Here is an 18,337-nt window from a genome sequence, read left to right on the forward strand (position 1 = left end):
ATTACTTATTCTATTGTGTATTTTGCACGTCGTAACTCGCACGTAATTCTTGCACATATTTGACACGACCTGCGTAGCCCCAACGGGATTCGAACCCGTGTTAACGCCGTGAAAGGGCGCCGTCCTAGGCCGCTAAACGATGGGGCCGAGACGCCATAAACTTCATGGCTTCCGACGCATAAGCATACGGTCTGTGCGCAGAAAATCCCAAATCGTGTTCGCCCCGGCGTTTCGCGCGCGTATTCCCGCGGGTCGCCTGCAGGGGAGGCAGACCCCGGCTCGCCCGGAAATGGCCGGGCCGGAGCACGATTCCCGGGTTAGATTCCTCAAGATACTGGGCGAGTCTGCCCGAAGTTGTTATTGTGAAAAGAGTTAACACAGTTACGCATGTGTTTAACAAACCCGATCGGGGAGTAATGAAGAGCACGGCACACGCAGTCGGCCGCACCGTCCGGAAGCGAAGGGGAAGCCTCCGGGCGGGGCCCGGACCACGCCTCCGGCGCCGGTCCATCGCGGCGACCGGCTTTCTGGCGGCGGTCACGCTGGTCGCGACCCTCGCTGCTCCGGCCCAGGCCGTGGACTACCCGACCTGGCAGGACCTGCAGAACGCGAAGTCGAACACCGCGGCGGCCGCAAGCCAGGTCGCGCAGATCCAGGAGATGATCGCCGGGCTCACTGTGCAGGTGGCGCAGACGCAGGCCGAATCGGAGAAGCGCGGCGCCGAATTCCGGGTCGCGCAGGAGAAACTCGACGAGGCCACCCGCCGCGCGACCGACCTGCAGGCCCAGGCGGATGCCAGCAAGGTCACCGCCGACGCGGCGACCAGGCAGGCCGGCCAGCTGGCCGCCCAGCTCTACCGCACCGGCGGCACGGACCTCAGCGTCAACCTGTTCCTCGATGGCCAGGGCGCGGGCAAGAGCGCCGACGCTCTGCTTTCGAAGCTCGGGAGCATGAGCAAGCTCGTCGAGCGAAGCTCCGACGTCTACGACCAGGCGCAGACCGCGCGCAACGCCGCGCAGGCGCTCGGCGACCAGGCGAAGATCGCCCAGACCGAGCGTGAAGCGCTCAGGGTCGAGGCGGAGGCTGCACTCGTGGCGGCGCAGGCGGCGGCCGAAGCCGCAGCGAACGCGCTGGCCGAGTCCCAGGCTAAGAGCCTCGAGCTCGACGCCCAACTCGCCTTCATGCAGGACGCCCAGGCCACCACGACGGCCGGCTACGAGGCCGGAGTCGCCGAACGCGCCCGCCTCGCGGCAATCGAGGCGGAGCGGGCCCGCGTGGCGCAGGCGGCGGCCGATGCCGCAGCGGCCGCGGCCAGCCGGAACAGTGGCGGCGGATCGACCGGCAGCGCGGGGGCAGGCCTCGGCGGCGGTTACGTCCGCAACGGCTGGGCGGTGCCGGCGAGCGGACGCATCACCGATGGTTTCGGCCCCCGCCCCGTGGTCTGCGGCGGCGGCAGCTGCAGCAAGGGCTTCCACAGCGGCACCGACATCGGCGCCGGTTGCAGCGCTTCGATCTACGCGGCCAACGACGGCGTCGTCACCTACGCCGGCCCCAACGGCACCTACGGCAACTTCGTGCAGATCAGCACCGGAGACGGCATCGCCACCGGCTACGCTCACATCCGTTCCGGCGGGATCTTCGTCTCGAACGGCCAGCGCGTCTCGGCCGGCCAGAACATCGCCAGCGTCGGCAGCACCGGCGCCTCCACCGGTTGTCACCTGCACTTTGAGGTGCGCTCCAACGGCTCCCTGATCAATCCGCAACCGTTCATGGCCGACCGGGGAGTGCCACTTGGCTAACGAACTCACTCGGGCGCGGCGCCTGCCCGCCCGTCTGCTGGCAATCGGCGCGATCGGGGCAGTGGCGGCATCCGCCGGCCTCGTCGCCCCGGCCGCCTTCGCCGACCAGGGCTACCCCAGCTGGGACGACGTGCAGAAAGCCAAGCAGAGCGAGGCCACGAAGCAGGCCGAGATCGTGAAGCTCACCGCACTGCTCGTGGGGCTTCAGACCGCCGCGGCCGATGCCTCGAAGACCTCCCTGATCGCGGCGGAAGCCTACCGCGTGGCGCAGGACGACCTCGAGGCCGCGACGGCCAGGGAAGAAAGCCTCACGAAGCAGGCCGAGGCGGCGACGGCCCGCGCCGCGACCTCCAAGATGCGTGCCGGTTTGATCGCCGCGCATCTCGCCAAGGCGGGGGCCCAGGACCTGTCGCTGAACCTGTTCCTCAACGGCCAACATGCCGACGACCTGCTCGCGCAGCTCGGTACTGCCACCAAGCTCGGCGAGCAATCGGAAACCATCTACCGCCAGGCCCTGCAGGACAAGAACACCGCCGAGTCGCTCGGCGACCAGGCGCGTGCCGCAACGACAGAGCGCACCAGGCTGAGCGCGGCGGCGATGACCAGGTTCGACGAGGCCAACGCGGCGGCCCGGGCCGCCGAGGCCGCCCTCGAAACCGAGCAGAAGAAGTCAAACGACCTGTTCGAGCAGCTTGCCCTGCTCAAGGACACCACCGCAGAGGCCGAACGGTCCTACCGGGACGGTCAGGACGCCGCCGCTGCGGCCGCGGCGCTTGCCCGCGCCCAGTCCGCCGCCGCAGCCCGTGTTGCGGCCGACCAGGCGGCTGCGGCGGCTGCCGCTGCGGCAGCAGCCCCCAGAAACCCGGCTCCCGCAGCCCCCAGAAACCCGGCTCCAGCGCCGGCCTCCGGCGGCTCGGCCCCGGCCCCAGCTCCAGCTCCAGCTCCTGCTCCGGCCCCGGCCCCGGCCCCGGCTCCTGCTTCAGCTCCTGCTTCAGCTCCGGCTCCTGCTCCAGTTCCGAACGGCAACACCGTGGAAACGGCGATCTCGTTCGCGAGCTCCCAGCTCGGCGACCGCTACGGCCTCGGCGGCTCCGGCCCCGACGTGTGGGACTGCTCCGGGCTCACCAAAGCGGCGTATGCCGCTGCCGGCGTGTACATCGGGTCACACTCGGCGACGAACCAGTACCGCACCATGGCGAACCAGGGCCGTCTCGTCTCATTCAGCCAGGTGCAACGAGGTGACCTCGTCTTCTGGGGCGGCGGCGGGGACTACTACCACGTGGCGATCTACGTGGGCGGTGGCCTGGTCCTGGAGGCCGCCGACTACGGCAAGCCCGTGCGCATCCACAGCATCTGGTCTCCCGGCGACGTCGCGCCCTACGTGGGGCGCCCGACCGGCTGATCCCGCCCGATACACGCGCCCAACTGAGAGAAAAGCCCGCTTCCGGAGTCCGGAAGCGGGCTTTTCTCACCGTTCGGCGAACGGGGCCGCCCGGTGGAAGGACGGGTAGGGAGCCTAGTGGCCTTCGGCGGCCAGCTTCGCGATGCCGTCGCGCACGATCTGGTCGGCCTCGGCGGCATCGCCCCAGCCCTCGGTCTTGACCCACTTGTTCGGCTCGAGGTCCTTGTAGTGCTCGAAGAAGTGCTCGATTTCCTTGCGGGTGTACTCGGGGATGTCGGTGACGTCCTGGATGTAATCCCAGCGCGGGTCGCCCGCCGGTACGGCGATGACCTTCGCGTCCGAGCCGCCGTCATCGGTCATGTTGAAGACGCCGACGGGACGCACGGACACTCCGACGCCGGGGAAGAGCGGGAAGTCGAGCAGCACGAGCACGTCGACGGGATCGCCGTCGAGGCCGAGCGTGTTCTCGAAGAAGCCATAGTCGGTCGGGTAGACGAAGCTCGTGTAGAGCACCCGGTCCAGGTACACCCGTCCGGTTTCGTGGTCGACCTCGTACTTGTTGCGGCTCCCGCGGGGGATCTCAATCACTGCGTCGTATTCGGCCATGGCCTGGTTTCTCCCTTGATCAAAGTCTGCGGCTAACGTTACTGGATGCAGCAACCACCCCGCCCGAGACTAACCCCGGCCATCGCCGATGTGCGGAGGATGGTGCGTGACGCCCTGCCCGCCCGCGGACTGGTGCTGGTCGGACTGAGTGGGGGAGCCGACTCCCTCGCCCTGGCGGCGGCCTGCGCCTTCGAGGCTCGGCGGGCCGGTCTGAAGGCCGGAGCGGTCATCGTCGACCATGCCCTGCAGGCCGGGTCAGCGGATGTCGCGGCGACCGCGGCAGGCCAGGCCACCGCCCTCGGGCTTGCCCCCGTGCTCGTACTGCGGGTCGCGGTCGATCACGGTGTTGCCGGCGACGGCCCGGAGGCGGCCGCCCGCACCGCGCGCTTCGCCGCCTTCGACACGGCCAGGGCGGAGACCGGCGCGAGCCACGTGCTGCTGGGCCACACCCTCGACGACCAGGCGGAGACGGTGCTGCTCGGTCTGGCCAGGGGATCGGGGCCGACCAGCCTGCAGGGCATGGCGGCATCCGCCGGGCCGTACCTGCGCCCGTTGCTCGGCCTGCGCCGCAGCATGACCCGGCAATTCTGCATCGACGCCGGCCTCGTGCCCTGGCAGGACCCGCACAACCTCGAGCCTCGTTTCACCAGGGTGCGGGTGCGGGAAACCGTGCTGCCGCTGCTCGAACGCGAGCTCGGCCCCGGCGTTGCGGAGGCGCTCGCCCGCACCGCGGAGCAGCTGCGCGAGGACTCGGCCGCGCTGGACGCCCTCGCCGGCGGGATCAGCACCGAGCTCGGAGAGCCTGCGGGCGACGGAGCGGTGCGGGTCAGCGTGGCCGTGCTCGCGGCGAGCCCGCCCGCGCTGCGGCAGCGGAGCATCCGTTTCTTCGCCGAACGCGAGTTCGGAGTGTCCCTCGGTCGGACGCACACGCTCGCCGTCGCGCGCCTGGTCACCGATTGGCACGGGCAGAAGGCACTCGACCTGCCAGGCGTTAGAGTTGTACGGCAGGACGGATGGTTGATTTTCTCCGCGCCTGGACCCGAACCGAGCAAAGGACCCTCTCGCTCCCATGGAACCACGCGACATTGACGGCGACCTCACCGAGATTCTGATCGAGGAAGAGGAAATCCGCGCCAGGCTGGCCGAACTGTGCCGCCAAATCGAAGCGGACTACGCCGGCAAGGACCTGCTGCTGGTCGGGGTGCTCAAGGGTGCGGTCATGGTGATGGCCGACCTGGCCCGAGAACTCAAACACCCCATCGCGATGGACTGGATGGCCGTGAGCTCCTACGGCTCCGGAACCCAGTCCAGCGGTGTCGTGCGCATCCTCAAGGACCTCGACACCGACCTGCACGGCCGCAACGTGCTCATCGTCGAGGACATCATCGACTCCGGACTGACCCTGTCCTGGCTGCTGGCGAACCTCAAGTCGCGCCAACCGCAATCCGTGGAGATCTGTGCACTGCTCCGCAAGCCGGATGCCGCCAGGGTCGCCATCGACGTGAAATATCTCGGCTTCGACATTCCGAACCAGTTCGTCGTCGGCTATGGCCTCGACTACGACGAGAAGTACCGCAACCTGCGTTCGGTCGGGGTGCTCGCCCCCCACGTCTACGCGTAACGATCGCGCTCACGGCGAACACACGGTGACCACTCAGTGGCGGCACGATAGCCTGTGACCACCATGAACGTCAAGAAACTACTGCGCGGTCCACTCCTCTACATCATCCTGGCGATTGTCGCCGTCTGGGTAGGGTCGAGTCTCATCACCATGTCGGGGTTCCGCGAGATCCCCACCCAGCAGGGACTGGAATTCCTCGGGGACGGCAAGGTCGCCGAGGCGAAGATCGTCGACGGCGAACAGAGGGTCGACCTGACCCTGCTGAAGGCCGACAAGGACCTGGGCAACCAGGTGCAGTTCTACTACGTCGCTCCGCGCGGTGCGGAGGTTGTCGACGCCGTCACCAACGCGAACCTCAAGGACGGCTTCACCGACGAGGTTCCGCAGTCGAGCTGGTTCCTCTCCCTGCTCAGCATCATGCTTCCGCTGCTCCTGATCGGCGCATTCTTCTGGTTCATGCTCTCCGGCATGCAGGGCGGCGGCAACAAGGTCATGAAGTTCGGCAAGTCCAAGGCCAAGCTGGTCTCGAAGGAGAGCCCGCAGGTGACGTTCGCGGATGTCGCGGGTGCCGACGAGGCGATCGAGGAGCTCGAGGAGATCAAGGATTTCCTCAGTGAGCCCGCGAAGTTCCAGGCCGTCGGCGCGCGCATCCCCAAGGGTGTGCTGCTCTACGGCCCTCCCGGTACCGGCAAGACTCTGCTGGCCCGTGCGGTCGCCGGTGAGGCCGGCGTGCCGTTCTACTCCATCTCCGGTTCCGACTTCGTCGAGATGTTCGTCGGCGTCGGCGCGAGCCGGGTGCGTGACCTGTTCCAGCAGGCGAAGGAAAATGCCCCCGCGATCATCTTCATCGACGAGATCGACGCCGTCGGCCGCCACCGCGGCGCCGGCATGGGCGGCGGGCACGACGAACGCGAGCAGACCCTCAACCAGCTCCTGGTCGAGATGGACGGCTTCGACGTGAAGGCCAACGTCATCCTGATCGCCGCGACGAACCGTCCGGACATCCTCGACCCGGCTCTGCTCCGCCCCGGACGTTTCGACCGCCAGATCGGCGTCGACGCTCCCGACATGCTCGGCCGCAAGCACATCCTCGAGGTGCACGCCAAGGGCAAGCCGATGGCGAAGGGAGTGGACCTCGAGGTCCTCGCCCGCAAGACCCCCGGTTTCACCGGTGCCGACCTGGCCAACGTGCTCAACGAGGCCGCGTTGCTCACCGCCCGCTCCAACGCGCAACTCATCGACAACCGCGCCCTCGACGAGGCAGTCGACCGGGTGATGGCCGGCCCACAGCGCCGCACCCGCATCATGCGCGACAAGGAAAAGCTGATCACCGCGTACCACGAGGGTGGCCACGCCCTCGTCGCCACCGCGATGAACAACACCGACCCGGTGACCAAGATCACGATCCTGCCGCGTGGACGAGCGCTCGGCTACACCATGGTCATGCCGCTCGAGGACCGCTACTCCGTCTCACGCAACGAACTGCTTGACCAGCTCGCCTACGCCATGGGCGGGCGCGTCGCGGAGGAGATGGTCTTCCATGACCCGACCACCGGCGCCTCGAACGACATCGAGAAGGCCACCGCCACGGCCCGCAAGATGGTCACCGAGTACGGGATGAGCGCGGCCGTCGGTCCGCTCAAGCTGGGCCAGTCCTCCGGCGAGGTCTTCCTCGGCCGCGACATGGGCCACCAGCGCGACTACTCGGAGCAGATGGCCGAGAACGTCGACCGGGAGGTGCGCGAGCTACTCGAGGCCGCGCACGACGAGGCCTACGAGGTGCTCGGACGCAACCGGGCGATCCTCGACCGCCTGGCCGCGGCGCTGCTCGAACACGAGACGCTCAGCCAGGCCGAACTCACGCCGATCTTCGCGGATGTCGAGAAGCTCCCGCCCAGGCAGCAGTGGCTCTCCAGTAACAATCGTCCGGTCTCCGACCTGCCGCCGATCGCGATGCCGCTGCCCAAGGCGCCGATCGACGAGGGCGTCGTCGACGGCGGCGTGACCAGCGGCGACTCCGCCTCGAGCAAGCCGAAGCGCGCGCCCGCCCGCACCCCGCGTCCCGCCACCGCGTAGGCGCCGGGTGGCAGTCGACAGGACGCGGATCGAGGCCGCGGTCGGTGAACTCCTCGCCGCGATCGGCGAGGACGTCACCAGGCCCGGCCTCGAGGCGACCCCGCGGCGAGTCGCCGAGGCCTACGGCGAGTTCTTCGCCGGGCTCGGCGTCGACCCGCTCGATCACCTGCGCGACACCATCCCCGTCGGCCCGGCCACCGGCGAACTCGTGCTCGTGCGCGACCTCGCGTTCCGTTCGATCTGCGAGCACCACCTTCTGCCGTTCGTCGGTCGGGCCCACCTCGCCTACCTGCCCGGTGACAGGGTGGTCGGCCTCGGCCGCCTGCCCGCGGTGGTGGACACCCTCGCCGCGCGCCCGCAGGTGCAGGAGCGCCTGACCGAGGAGATCGCCGAGGCACTGCAGACCGGGCTGGCCCCCCGCGGCATCCTCGTCGTGCTCGACGCCGTGCACGGCTGCGTCACCAGCCGCGGCCCCCGCCAGACCGCGAGTTCTACCGTCACCATGGCGACCCGCGGCGAGCTGTCCGACCCCGTGCACCGCGCGGAGATCATGGCCATGATCGGCGCCGGGCAGTGACCACCTCGACCCTGGTGATGGGAGTTCTCAACGTCACCCCCGACTCCTTCAGCGACGGCGGAAAGTGGGCCACGACGGAGGCCGCGGTGAGCCGCGCCCTCGCCCTGCACGCCGAGGGCGCCGACCTGATCGACGTGGGCGGAGAGTCCACCCGCCCCGGCGCCGGCCGGGTGTCGCCCGCCGAGGAGCAGTCCCGGATCATCCCGGTGATCACCGAATTGGCCGGGCAGGGTCTGACGATCAGCGTCGACACCCTCAACGCGGGCACGGCCGCCGCGGCCGCCGCCGCAGGGGCCGTCATCATCAACGACGTCTCCGGCGGGCTCGCCGACCCGCGGATGGCCGCCGTCGCCGCCGATACCGGACTCACCTACGTGGCGATGCACTGGCGTGGGCACGCCCAGAAAATGGACTCCCTGGCCGTCTACGGTGACGTTGTCGCCGAGGTGGTGTCGGAGCTCTCCTGGCGGGTCGACGCCCTCACGAGCGCCGGGGTACGGCGCGACAAGATCGTGCTGGACCCCGGGCTCGGCTTCGCGAAGCTTCCGGAGCACAACTGGCGGTTGCTCGCGAGCCTGTCCTCCTTCACCGATCTCGGTCTACCGGTGATGCTCGGCGCATCTCGCAAGCGCTTCCTCGCCGGGGTACTCCCGGCGGAGGCCGGCATCGATGCCCGGGACCTGCCGACCGCGGTCGTCAGCGTGCTCGCCGCCCAGGCCGGTGCGTGGGCGGTGCGCGTGCACGACGTCGCGGCGACCCGCACGGCGCTGAACGTGCTCGCCCTGGTGGACTCCGCCAGAATGGAACCATGACAAGCGACTCCATCACCCTCAGCGGGCTGCGGGTCACCGCGCACCACGGTGTCTACGACTTCGAGCGCGAGGACGGCCAGGAGTTCGTCATCGACGTCACGGTGTGGCTCGACCTGCGGGCCGCGGCGGCCGCCGACGATGTGGCCAGCACGATTAATTACGGCGAGCTCGCGGTCGAAGTGACGGATGCCGCCAGGGCAAACCCGGTGGATCTGATCGAGACTGTCGCCGAGCGAATCGCCGCCGTCGTGCTCGCGCACCCGACCGCCGAACGGGTGCAGGTCACCGTGCACAAACCGGAGGCGCCGATTTCGGTTCCATTCACGGACGTCGCCGTTCAGATCACCAGGTCCAGGCCATGAGCGAGGTTCCCGCCGAACCCGGCAGCACCGAGCAGGGCTCGCCGACAGCTGCCACTCCGGTGGTGCTCGCCCTCGGCAGCAACCTCGGCGACCGCGCCAGGACCCTCGCCGCCGCAGTGCGTGCCCTGACCGACCTCCCCGGCTTCGAGCTGACCGGGGTCTCCCCGGCGTTCCAGTCCGCCGCCGTGAAACCGGCCGGCGTGGACGAGGCGGCTCCCCGCTACCTCAATTCGGTGGTCGCCGGGGGATACAGCGGTTCCCCACACGCCCTGCTCGACGCCGTCAACGGCATCGAACGGGACCTCGGTCGGGTGCGCGCCGAACGGTGGGGTGACCGCACCATCGACATCGACATCATCCTCTTCGGGGACCTCGAGCTGACCGGGGAGCGGTTGGCCATCCCGCATCCGCGCGCCCACGAACGTGACTTCGTGCTCGCGCCGTGGCTGGAACTCGACCCGGCGGCGGCCATTCCCGGCCGCGGCCCGGTGCGCGCCCTGCTCGATGGCCTCGAGCGCACCGCGATGCCGTTCCGTGAAATCGGCGGCGCCCGGTGAAACGCTCCCAGCCGGGCATCGTTGTCCTCCTCCTGCTGGTCGGTCTCGTGGTCGGGTTTCTGGTCGAGGTGACCGCGGCCGCGACCGGGTCCCCGATCGTGATCCTCCCGATCACCCTGCCGATCGCCCTCGTCGTGATCGGCGTCGCCGTCGTCGTGCTGGCCTGGCCGATCAGGCAGGCCACGCACGGCAAGCCCGGTCGCCGCGTCGACCCGTTCATGGCGATTCGGGTGGCGGTGCTCGCCAAGGCCTCCGCGTTCAGCGGGGCGCTGATCCTCGGCGGCGGCATCGGCATCCTGGTCTACGTCCTCACCCGCTCGGTCCTGCCGGCGGTACCATCGATATGGCTCGCCATCGGTATGGCGCTCGGCGCCGCACTCCTCCTCGTCGGAGGTCTGGTCGCCGAGCATTTCTGTACCCTCCCACCCGATGACGACGATGAGAACGAGCGGGGAGAAGTGCGTGCCTGAAGCCGAAGCAGTGCGCCGGTTGGACCTGCCGGGCCTCAATGAGTGGAAGCGGGTCTCCCCGCGACACGTCCTGGTCGAGATCGTCGGGACCCTCGTTTTCGGCCTCGCCCTGTGCGGCGGCGCCGTCGTGCTCTGGCTCGTCGTCGGTCTGGAGTGGGCGCCCTACCTGATCGGGGCGATCGTGCTGATCATCGGGATCACCGTGTTCTTCGAGCCGCGCCGGGTGCGTGCGATCGGCTACCAGCTGCGACAGGATGACCTCCTGTTCCGGCGGGGCATCATGTTCCAGCGGTTCGTGTCCGTCCCGTACGGGCGGATGCAGCTGGTCGACATCACGCGTGGCCCCATCGCCCGCTGGCTCGGCCTGGCCGACCTGAAATTCGTCACCGCGGCCGCCTCCTCCGGGGTGCTCATCCCCGGCCTCGCCGAGGCCGACGCGGAAGGCCTCCGCGACCGGTTGGTCGAGCTGGCCGAGAGTCGCCGGGCCGGGCTGTGACCAGTCTCACCGACGGGGAATGGCATCGGCTGCACCCGGCAAGCCCCCTGTTGCGCGGCGGAATCTTCATCGTCGCGGTGCTCGGCTTCATCATCGCGAATCTGCGCGAACGACTGATCGACGGCTTCCTCGGCGTGCGCGTCCACGGCGGCGACCCGATCGACGAGATCATGCGCCGCGGCGCCGCCGGCTGGGTGCTGCTCGGCGTGGCCGTCGTGCTCGTGCTGATCCTGCTCGGTTTCTACCTGTCCTGGCGGATGCACACGTTTCGGGTCAGCGACGAGGTCGTCGAGGTGCGCAGCGGGCTCGTCTTTCGCAGCAACCGGAGGGCCAGGCTCGACCGGATCCAGGGCGTCAACATCGTGCGGCCATTCATTCCCCGGCTGTTCGGTGCCGCAAAGCTCGAGGTCAGTGTGGCCGGCCAGGACGCGAACGTGCAGTTGGCCTACCTCGGCTCCGCCCCCGCGGATGCCCTGCGGCGCGACATCCTGCATCTCGCCTCCGGCCTCCGCCAGCCGGACCCGCCCGCGCCAGTTGTCGCCTCCGGCGGCACCGGGTTTGGTGCCGCGGTGACCGGCATCGCCGGGGGAATCGGCGGGTTCGCCGCCAACCGGGCGAGCGAGTTATTCGCCCCCGAGCTCGACCCGGACGCGGCGCCGCCGGAATCGGTCGTGCGTATTCCGCCCGGGCGTCTGATCGGCTCCGTCTTCTTCAGCGGCTTCACGGTCGTCCTCGTGCTGGGCGGGATCGCCCTGATCGTCGGCGCCCTGATCGGCGGCAGCGGCTGGCTGCTCGTGGCCATCCTCCCCGGCATGATCGGCAGCGTCAGCTACTACTTCTCCCGGTTCACCAAGTCGCTGCGTTACAGCATCGCCGGCACCCCGGACGGCGTGCGCGTCGGCTTCGGGCTGCTGTCGACGAGTAACGAGACCCTGCCCCCCGGCCGCATCCACGCGATCCGGGTGTCGCAGCCGCTGCTCTGGCGTCCGTTCGGCTGGTGGCAGGTGCGGATCAACACGGCCGGCCACTCGACGAACAAGGGCGCGGCGGGCGAGGCGAACACGACCACCCTGCCGGTCGGCACCGAGAACGACGTGGCCCGCGTGCTCGACCTGATCCTGCCCGGTTTCAACTCCGACGACCACCTGGCGCTGATCTCCCGTGGCCTCCGCTCGAAGGGCGGCGACGACGGCTTCGTCAACGCGCCCCGGCGGGCGGCCTGGCTCCGACCCGTCTCCTGGCGCCGCACCGGCTACACCATCTCCGACGGCGTCGCGCTGCTCCGCCGGGGCGTCGTCAGCCGGGAACTGATCCTGGTTCCGCTGGCCCGTCTGCAGAGCGTGGCGGTCAGCCAGGGCCCGGTGCAGCGGATGCTCCGCCTCGCCTCGGCCGACCTGCACACCGTTGCCGGGCCGGTCGCCGCCACCCTCAGCGTGCTCGACGCCGGGGAGGCCGTGAACTTGTTCGACCGCGTCGCAGCCGGCGCCGTGGAGTCGGCCCACCTCGACACCAGCCACCACTGGAATCTCCCGAGCGGGATCGTGCCGAACGGGATTGCACCGAGCGGGATCGTGCCGAACGGGATTGCACCGAGCGGGATCGTGCCGAACGGGATCGTGCCGGACGGGATTGCACCGAGCAGGATCGTGCCGAACGGAGCGCCCGAATGACCCAGCGACCAGGCCGCCTCGGAATCGGCATCATCGGTGCCGGTCGGGTCGGCCCCATCCTCGGCGCGGCCCTCGCCGGCGCCGGCCACGCGATCGTCGGCATCTCCGCGATCTCCCAGGCCAGCCGCGACCGCGCGGAGGCCATCCTGCCGCTCGTGCCCATCCTCACCGTCCCCGAGATCGTGGAGCGCAGCGAACTGGTGATCATCGCCGTGCCGGACACGCAGTTGGAGAGCCTCATCGCCGGGCTCGCCGCCACCGGAACCTGGCAGGCCGGGCAGCTGGTGCTGCACACCTCCGCCCGGTTCGGCGCCGCCGTGCTCGCCCCCGCCCAGGCGGGCGGCGCGATCCCGCTGGCCATCCACCCCGCGATGAGCTTCACCGGCACGAGCATCGACATCGCCCGGCTGGCAGACAGCTACTTTGCCGTGTCCGCGCCGACCCCGGTTCTGCCGATCGCGCAGGCGCTCGTCGTGGAGATGGGCGGCGAGCCGGTGATCGTCGCGGAGGCCGACCGGCCGCGCTACGCCGAGGCCGTCGACACGGCCACCGCATTCGCAACCTCGATCGTGGAGCAGGCCACCGGGCTGCTCGCCGGGATCGGGATCGACCGGCCGGGCGCCGTGATTGCGCCGCTCGTGCGCTCCGCCATGGAGAACGCCCTCGCCCGCACCAGTCCCGACCGGCTGGACCTGTCCCACCTCGGTGATCTGCCGGGGGCGGACGCCCGCGACGACGCGGACGACCTCGATGAATGAACCACCAATCGCACCACACGGAGAACGAATGAACGTGCTCACCACACCTGAGGTCATCGACACCATCGGCGCCCTCCGCACCCGCCTGACCGGCGAGAGGGAACGCCGAGGCGGCGCCGCCCCGCGACTGGTGCTCCTGCCGACCATGGGCGCCCTGCACGCCGGCCACCTCGCCCTGGCCCGCCGGGCACGCGAACTCGGCGACATCGTTGTGGTGTCGATCTTCGTCAACCCGCTGCAGTTCGGCGCCGGCGAAGACCTGGCCAGCTACCCGCGCACCCTCGATGCCGACGTCGCGGCCCTCGCCACGGTCGGCGTCGACATCGTCTTCGCCCCCACCGGGCGGGTGATGTACCCGCACGGAAAGAGCTCCACGAAGGTCACGGCCGGTCCCGTCGGCGCGATCCTGGAGGGCGCCGCCCGTCCGGGGCACTTCGACGGAATGCTCACTGTCGTCGCCAAACTGATCAACATCGTCGACCCCGACGTCGTCGTCTTCGGCCAAAAAGATGCCCAGCAGGTCTTCCTGGTCGAGACCATGCTCGAAGACCTCGACTTCCGGCCCGTGATCGAGGTCGTTCCGATCGTGCGGGAGGACGGCGGACTCGCCCTCTCCAGCCGCAACCGCAACCTCGACGAGGCCCAGCGCGCCGCGGCGAAGGCGTTGTCGGCGGGGCTGGTTGCCGCGGCATCCGTGGCCGGCCGGGGCGTAGCCGCCGCCGAGCAGGCGGCCCGTGAAACCATCGACGCCCAGCCACTGGTTAAACTGGACTACCTCGTCGTCGTGGACCCGCTGACCTTCCTTCCGGTCGCCGCCGACCATCACGGTCCGGCCCGGATGCTGGTCGCCGCGCTGGTGGGCAGCACCCGCCTGATCGACAACGCAGCCATCGACCTGAACTGACCACCTTCTTCCCACCAGATCAACCCGCGGAACAGCCTGGGCATCGCCCGCCTGCCAGCCGCCGACGGAGAACCGCATGAGAGCGCACAACACCCCAGAGCCCGCCACGACCGTGGGAACGACAGACACGGGGAGCACGGCCGAACTCGCCGAGGCCGCGCTGGCGGAGATCACCGAGCAGAAGGCCGTGCGGCTCGCCAAGCGCGACCGTCTGATCGGTGCGGCGACGACGCCCGGCGGCGGCGCCTACCCCGTCTCCGTCCCGGTCACCGACACCATCCCCGCGGTGCGGGGCCGATTCGGTGACCTCGAACCCGACGCCGTCACCGGCGTCACGGCCGGCCTCGCCGGGCGGGTCGTGCACCTGCGCAACACGGGCAAGCTCTGTTTCGCCAGCCTGCAGGCCGGCGACGGCAGCCGCATCCAGGCCATGGTCTCCCTCGGCGAGGTCGGCCCTGACTCCCTCACCGAGTGGAAGGAGCTGGTCGACCTGGGCGACCACCTCTTCGTCGCCGGTGAGATCATCTCTTCCCGTCGCGGTGAGCTGTCGATCATGGTCACCGACTGGCAGATCGCCGCCAAGGCCCTCCTGCCGCTGCCGAACCTGCACACCGAGCTCAGCGAGGAGACCAGGGTGCGCAGCCGCTACCTCGACCTGATCGCCCGCGAGCAGGCTCGCCGCAGCGTCATCCAGCGCTCTCAGACCGTGGCCAGCCTCCGCAAGACGTTCACCGACCGGGGCTTCCTCGAGATCGAGACGCCGATGCTGCAGGTCATGCACGGCGGCGCATCCGCTCGCCCGTTCACGACCCACAGCAACGCGTTCGACACCGACCTGTACCTCCGGATCGCCCCGGAGCTCTTCCTCAAGCGCGCCGTCGTCGGCGGCATCGACCGGGTCTACGAGATCAACCGCAATTTCCGCAACGAGGGAGCCGACTCCACCCACTCGCCCGAGTTCGCGATGCTCGAGGCCTATGAGGCGTACGGCGACTACAACTCGATCGCCGACCTCACCCAGACGCTGATCCAGGATGCCGCACTCGCGATCTCCGGATCGCACGTTGTGACCTGGGCCGACGGCACCGCGTTCGATCTCGGCGGCGACTGGGACCGGATCGGCATGTACGACAGTCTTTCCGCCGCGGTCGGCTACCAGATCTCCCCGGAGACGCCGCTCGCCGAACTCAAGGTGCTCGCCGACGCCGAGGGCCTCGAGATCGACCACCCCATCCACGGCAAGTACGTGGAGGAGCTGTGGGAGCACTTCGTGAAGGGCGGCCTGACCAGGCCGACCTTCGTGATGGACTTCCCCGTCGACACCAGCCCGCTCGTGCGCGGCCACCGGAGTGTCGCCGGGGTCGTCGAGAAGTGGGACCTCTATGTGCGCGGCTTCGAACTGGCCACCGGCTATTCGGAGCTCGTCGACCCGGTCATCCAGCGGGAACGGTTCGTGGAGCAGGCCAGGCTCGCGGCCGGCGGCGACCCGGAGGCCATGCGCCTCGACGAGGAATTCCTCCGCGCCCTGGAGTACGGCATGCCGCCCACCGGCGGAATGGGCATGGGCATCGACCGGCTGCTGATGGCCCTGTCCGGTCTCGGCATCCGGGAGACCATCCTCTTCCCATTGGTAAAGTAAGGCCATGAGCCTGCAGCCCCCGGAGGAACCCGCCCGCGACGAGCCGCCGACCGGGCCGGAGAACACCGGTCCCTCGCGCAACCGGATCATCCTCTGGGTCATCGTCGGAGGCATTGCGCTCTACCTGATCGGCTCAGGGGTCTACGGCATCCTCGTCACATGACCTCTGTCGTGTTGTTCACCGGGGACAGCGTGACCGATTGCGGCCGCCGCGAGGACCACGACGGCCACCTCGGGTTCGGGTACGTGCGGAACATCGCCGGCTCCGGCTGGGCGACCGGCCGCCGGGTCGTGAACACCGGGATCGGCGGCAACCGGATGGTCGACCTCGCCGCGCGGCGCCAGCGGGACGTGCTGGCGCACAACGCCGACATCGTGTCGGTGCTGATCGGCGTCAACGACACCTGGCGGCGCTACGACAATAACGAGTTCACCAGCACGGAGAGCTTCGAGAACGACTACCGCCGGCTGCTCGAACCGATCGTGCGCGCCGGGAGCCGGCTCGTGCTGGTCGAACCGTTCCTCCTGCCGGTCACCGCGGAGCAGAACGCGTGGCGGGAGGACCTGGACCCCCGGATCGAGGTCGTCCGCACGCTCGCGGCGGCCTACGACGCCGTGCTCGTCCCCGCCGACGTCGCCCTCGCCCGCAGTGCCGCGTCGCTCGGTGCGACCGCGATCACGCTCGACGGCGTGCACCCGACGAGCGTCGGCCACGAACTGCTCGCCAGCCTCTGGCTCGAAACCGTCACCGCAGCAGGCCTCGGCCCGCTCCGGCGCGCCTGAGCGCCGCCGCCGGAGGGGTCATGGATGCCTCTCCTCCCTCCGACCAAGGTTTCGGGCGATCCGGCCTTTCTCACCGCCGATTTCAAGTATCGTAGTCAGGGATATGGACAACTTCTGGGTTAGCGCATTCTGGTCGCTCGTGCCCACCGTGGCAGTCGGGCTGGTCTTCTGGCTGGTGATGCGTTCCATCCTGCGTGCCGACCGCACGGAGCGAAAGGTTTACTCCCGGATCGAGGCGGAAGAACGCGCCAAACTCGGGCTCGACAAACCGGTCACCTGACCCGGCATGTTCGGCATCGACATCTCGACCTTCATCCTGGTGGTCGCCCTCGCCGTCGACTTCGCCATCCGTGTGGTCGCCGTCATCGTGGTCCCACGCAACCGCAGGCCCACCTCCGGCATGGCCTGGCTGTTGGCCATCTTCTTCATCCCCTACTTCGGTGCCCTGCTTTTCCTGATGATCGGCTACCGCACCCTGCCGAAGAAACGGCTGGAGATGCAGGAGGAGATCAACCGGTTCATCCTCGAGAGCACGGAGGGGATCGAACAGGTGCGCCGGGACCACCCGTGGCCGCCGTGGCTGGACTCCGTCGTTGAGCTCAATCGCAACCTCGGGTCGATGCCGCTGGTCGGCGGCAACCAGGCCCGGCTGCTCGGCGACTACGAGGGCACCCTCGCCGAGATGGTCGCCGATATCGACACGGCCAGCAAGTACGTGCACGTCGAGTTCTACATCCTCTCCCTCGACACGACCACGGCGCCGTTCTTCGACGCGTTGGAGAATGCCGTCCGTCGAGGCGTGACCGTGCGGGTGCTGATGGACCACATCCAGTCGATGCGCAAGCCCGGCTACCGCAAGACCCTGCGCCGGCTCACGGACTCCGGCGTCAAGTGGGAGCTGCTCCTGCCACTGCAACCATTCAAGGGCAAGTGGCAGCGCCCCGACCTGCGCAACCACCGCAAGCTCGTCATCGTCGACGGCCGGGTCGGCTACATGGGCTCGCAGAACATCATCGACCGCTCCTACAACATGCGCAAGAACATTCGCCGGGGCCTCCAGTGGAAAGACCTGATGACCAGGCTCGAGGGCCCGATCGTGGCGGGGCTCAACGCGATCTTCATCACCGACTGGTACGGCGAGACCGACGACCTGCTCACCCGCGACATCGAACCGGTCGACCCCGAGGTCGTGCCGCACTCGCTGGACTGCCAAATCGTGCCGAGCGGACCCGGCTTCGAGGGCGAGAACAACCTGCGGCTGTTTCTCGCGCTGCTCTACTACGCGCAGGAACGCATCATCATCACGAGCCCGTATTTCGTGCCGGACGAGTCGATCATGTACGCGATCACCACGGCAACGCAGCGTGGACTGCATGTGGAACTGTTCGTCTCCGAGATCGGTGACCAGGCGCTGGTCTACCACGCCCAGCGTTCCTACTACGAAGAGCTGCTGCGGGCCGGCGTCATCATCTACCTCTACAAGGCTCCGTACGTGCTGCACGCCAAGCACTTCACGATCGACGACGAGGTTGCCGTGATCGGGTCGAGCAACATGGACATGCGCTCCTTCAGCCTCAATTTCGAGGTGTCCCTGATGGTGCGCGGCCGATCGTTCGTGCGTGAGATGCGGGCCGTCGAAGACGGCTACCGCGCCGACAGCCGACTGCTTACCCTCGACGAGTGGATGAAGCAGCCGTTGCGCTCCACGGTGCTTGACAACCTCGCCCGGCTGACCAGCGCCGTTCAATAACGCGCGGAACGACCGAATCGGCGGGGAGCCGGGCGTCATCCGTCACGCCTGCGGC

At 69.0% G+C, this 18,337-nt stretch carries 20 protein-coding genes and 1 tRNA gene; 19 read left to right on the forward strand and 2 right to left on the reverse strand.

Features of this window, described 5'->3' with window-relative positions; genetic code table 11:
- Positions 1–74 precede the first annotated feature (74 nt).
- Positions 75–147: transfer RNA gene (locus tag QMG61_RS08235), tRNA-Glu, on the reverse strand.
- Between the two features lie 269 nt (positions 148–416).
- Here QMG61_RS08235 and QMG61_RS08240 point away from each other — a divergent pair.
- Both QMG61_RS08240 and QMG61_RS08245 read left to right on the forward strand, forming a co-directional pair.
- On the forward strand, positions 417–1,799 hold the full coding sequence (locus QMG61_RS08240) for a peptidoglycan DD-metalloendopeptidase family protein (RefSeq protein ID WP_283493855.1): 1,383 nt from the start codon (positions 417–419) through the stop codon (positions 1,797–1,799).
- On the forward strand, positions 1,792–3,201 hold the full coding sequence (locus QMG61_RS08245; protein WP_283493856.1) for a C40 family peptidase: 1,410 nt from the start codon (positions 1,792–1,794) through the stop codon (positions 3,199–3,201). The genes QMG61_RS08240 and QMG61_RS08245 overlap by 8 nt, the downstream gene beginning before the upstream one ends.
- Positions 3,202–3,315: 114 nt before the next feature.
- Here QMG61_RS08245 and QMG61_RS08250 read toward each other — a convergent pair whose 3' ends face one another.
- A complete protein-coding gene (locus QMG61_RS08250; protein WP_283493857.1) occupies positions 3,316–3,807 on the reverse strand; it encodes an inorganic diphosphatase in 492 nt (163 codons plus the stop codon).
- A 45-nt stretch (positions 3,808–3,852) separates the two neighbouring features.
- Here QMG61_RS08250 and tilS point away from each other — a divergent pair, with 45 nt between their 5' ends.
- The 17 genes from tilS (at position 3,853) to cls (ending at position 18,282) form a co-directional block, all read left to right on the forward strand.
- Complete coding sequence (tilS, locus tag QMG61_RS08255) at positions 3,853–4,896, forward strand: tRNA lysidine(34) synthetase TilS (protein ID WP_283493858.1); 1,044 nt, start codon at positions 3,853–3,855, stop codon at positions 4,894–4,896.
- Positions 4,877–5,428: a hypoxanthine phosphoribosyltransferase gene (gene hpt, locus QMG61_RS08260; RefSeq protein ID WP_283493859.1), complete on the forward strand. Its 552-nt coding sequence runs from the start codon at positions 4,877–4,879 to the stop codon at positions 5,426–5,428. The genes tilS and hpt overlap by 20 nt, the downstream gene beginning before the upstream one ends.
- Before the next feature lie 63 nt (positions 5,429–5,491).
- Complete coding sequence (ftsH, locus tag QMG61_RS08265; protein ID WP_283493860.1) at positions 5,492–7,504, forward strand: ATP-dependent zinc metalloprotease FtsH; 2,013 nt, start codon at positions 5,492–5,494, stop codon at positions 7,502–7,504.
- A 7-nt stretch (positions 7,505–7,511) separates the two neighbouring features.
- Positions 7,512–8,081: a GTP cyclohydrolase I gene (gene folE, locus QMG61_RS08270; RefSeq protein WP_283493861.1), complete on the forward strand. Its 570-nt coding sequence runs from the start codon at positions 7,512–7,514 to the stop codon at positions 8,079–8,081.
- A gap of 17 nt (positions 8,082–8,098) precedes the next feature.
- Positions 8,099–8,893, forward strand: coding sequence for a dihydropteroate synthase (folP, locus tag QMG61_RS08275; protein WP_283493883.1), 795 nt, complete (start codon positions 8,099–8,101; stop codon positions 8,891–8,893).
- Entirely contained in the window at positions 8,890–9,255 is a 366-nt protein-coding gene (gene folB / locus QMG61_RS08280) for a dihydroneopterin aldolase (protein WP_283493862.1), read from the forward strand. The genes folP and folB overlap by 4 nt, the downstream gene beginning before the upstream one ends.
- Positions 9,252–9,812, forward strand: a complete 561-nt coding sequence (gene folK / locus QMG61_RS08285) for a 2-amino-4-hydroxy-6-hydroxymethyldihydropteridine diphosphokinase (RefSeq protein ID WP_283493863.1) — start codon at positions 9,252–9,254, stop codon at positions 9,810–9,812. Before folB ends, folK begins: the two co-directional genes overlap by 4 nt.
- Positions 9,809–10,282 (forward strand): DUF3180 domain-containing protein, encoded by a 474-nt coding sequence (locus QMG61_RS08290; RefSeq protein ID WP_283493864.1) that lies wholly within the window; start codon positions 9,809–9,811, stop codon positions 10,280–10,282. The genes folK and QMG61_RS08290 overlap by 4 nt, the downstream gene beginning before the upstream one ends.
- Positions 10,275–10,778 (forward strand): PH domain-containing protein, encoded by a 504-nt coding sequence (locus QMG61_RS08295; protein WP_283493865.1) that lies wholly within the window; start codon positions 10,275–10,277, stop codon positions 10,776–10,778. Before QMG61_RS08290 ends, QMG61_RS08295 begins: the two co-directional genes overlap by 8 nt.
- Positions 10,775–12,448 (forward strand): PH domain-containing protein, encoded by a 1,674-nt coding sequence (locus tag QMG61_RS08300; RefSeq protein WP_283493866.1) that lies wholly within the window; start codon positions 10,775–10,777, stop codon positions 12,446–12,448. Before QMG61_RS08295 ends, QMG61_RS08300 begins: the two co-directional genes overlap by 4 nt.
- Entirely contained in the window at positions 12,445–13,206 is a 762-nt protein-coding gene (locus tag QMG61_RS08305; protein ID WP_283493867.1) for a Rossmann-like and DUF2520 domain-containing protein, read from the forward strand. The genes QMG61_RS08300 and QMG61_RS08305 overlap by 4 nt, the downstream gene beginning before the upstream one ends.
- 28 nt (positions 13,207–13,234) lie before the next feature.
- Complete coding sequence (panC, locus tag QMG61_RS08310; RefSeq protein WP_283493868.1) at positions 13,235–14,110, forward strand: pantoate--beta-alanine ligase; 876 nt, start codon at positions 13,235–13,237, stop codon at positions 14,108–14,110.
- Between the two features lie 76 nt (positions 14,111–14,186).
- Positions 14,187–15,749, forward strand: coding sequence for a lysine--tRNA ligase (gene lysS, locus QMG61_RS08315; protein ID WP_283493869.1), 1,563 nt, complete (start codon positions 14,187–14,189; stop codon positions 15,747–15,749).
- Positions 15,750–15,753: 4 nt separating this feature from the next.
- Positions 15,754–15,912, forward strand: coding sequence for a hypothetical protein (locus tag QMG61_RS08320; RefSeq protein WP_283493870.1), 159 nt, complete (start codon positions 15,754–15,756; stop codon positions 15,910–15,912).
- A complete protein-coding gene (locus QMG61_RS08325; RefSeq protein ID WP_283493871.1) occupies positions 15,909–16,532 on the forward strand; it encodes an SGNH/GDSL hydrolase family protein in 624 nt (207 codons plus the stop codon). The genes QMG61_RS08320 and QMG61_RS08325 overlap by 4 nt, the downstream gene beginning before the upstream one ends.
- Positions 16,533–16,635: 103 nt before the next feature.
- Positions 16,636–16,812, forward strand: coding sequence for a hypothetical protein (locus tag QMG61_RS08330; RefSeq protein ID WP_283493872.1), 177 nt, complete (start codon positions 16,636–16,638; stop codon positions 16,810–16,812).
- A gap of 6 nt (positions 16,813–16,818) precedes the next feature.
- Entirely contained in the window at positions 16,819–18,282 is a 1,464-nt protein-coding gene (gene cls, locus QMG61_RS08335) for a cardiolipin synthase (RefSeq protein ID WP_283493873.1), read from the forward strand.
- Positions 18,283–18,337: the final 55 nt, after the last annotated feature.

Origin of the sequence: Cryobacterium sp. PH31-AA6, assembly GCF_030063195.1 — a bacterium.
In the GTDB taxonomy this organism is placed as follows: Bacteria; Actinomycetota; Actinomycetes; order Actinomycetales; family Microbacteriaceae; genus Cryobacterium.

What these genes read in the sequence shown, in the direction of transcription:
- ftsH (WP_283493860.1), top strand. Translation starts at nt 5,492, where the DNA reads ATGAACGTCAAGAAACTACTGCGCGGTCCACTCCTCTACATCATCCTG.
- QMG61_RS08240 (WP_283493855.1), top strand. Translation starts at nt 417, where the DNA reads ATGAAGAGCACGGCACACGCAGTCGGCCGCACCGTCCGGAAGCGAAGG.
- lysS (WP_283493869.1), top strand. Translation starts at nt 14,187, where the DNA reads ATGAGAGCGCACAACACCCCAGAGCCCGCCACGACCGTGGGAACGACA.
- QMG61_RS08330 (WP_283493872.1), top strand. Translation starts at nt 16,636, where the DNA reads ATGGACAACTTCTGGGTTAGCGCATTCTGGTCGCTCGTGCCCACCGTG.
- folK (WP_283493863.1), top strand. Translation starts at nt 9,252, where the DNA reads ATGAGCGAGGTTCCCGCCGAACCCGGCAGCACCGAGCAGGGCTCGCCG.
- QMG61_RS08250 (WP_283493857.1), bottom strand. Translation starts at nt 3,807, where the DNA reads ATGGCCGAATACGACGCAGTGATTGAGATCCCCCGCGGGAGCCGCAAC.
- QMG61_RS08325 (WP_283493871.1), top strand. Translation starts at nt 15,909, where the DNA reads ATGACCTCTGTCGTGTTGTTCACCGGGGACAGCGTGACCGATTGCGGC.
- QMG61_RS08305 (WP_283493867.1), top strand. Translation starts at nt 12,445, where the DNA reads ATGACCCAGCGACCAGGCCGCCTCGGAATCGGCATCATCGGTGCCGGT.
- tilS (WP_283493858.1), top strand. Translation starts at nt 3,853, where the DNA reads ATGCAGCAACCACCCCGCCCGAGACTAACCCCGGCCATCGCCGATGTG.
- hpt (WP_283493859.1), top strand. Translation starts at nt 4,877, where the DNA reads ATGGAACCACGCGACATTGACGGCGACCTCACCGAGATTCTGATCGAG.
- folP (WP_283493883.1), top strand. Translation starts at nt 8,099, where the DNA reads ATGGGAGTTCTCAACGTCACCCCCGACTCCTTCAGCGACGGCGGAAAG.
- folB (WP_283493862.1), top strand. Translation starts at nt 8,890, where the DNA reads ATGACAAGCGACTCCATCACCCTCAGCGGGCTGCGGGTCACCGCGCAC.
- QMG61_RS08320 (WP_283493870.1), top strand. Translation starts at nt 15,754, where the DNA reads ATGAGCCTGCAGCCCCCGGAGGAACCCGCCCGCGACGAGCCGCCGACC.
- cls (WP_283493873.1), top strand. Translation starts at nt 16,819, where the DNA reads ATGTTCGGCATCGACATCTCGACCTTCATCCTGGTGGTCGCCCTCGCC.
- panC (WP_283493868.1), top strand. Translation starts at nt 13,235, where the DNA reads ATGAACGTGCTCACCACACCTGAGGTCATCGACACCATCGGCGCCCTC.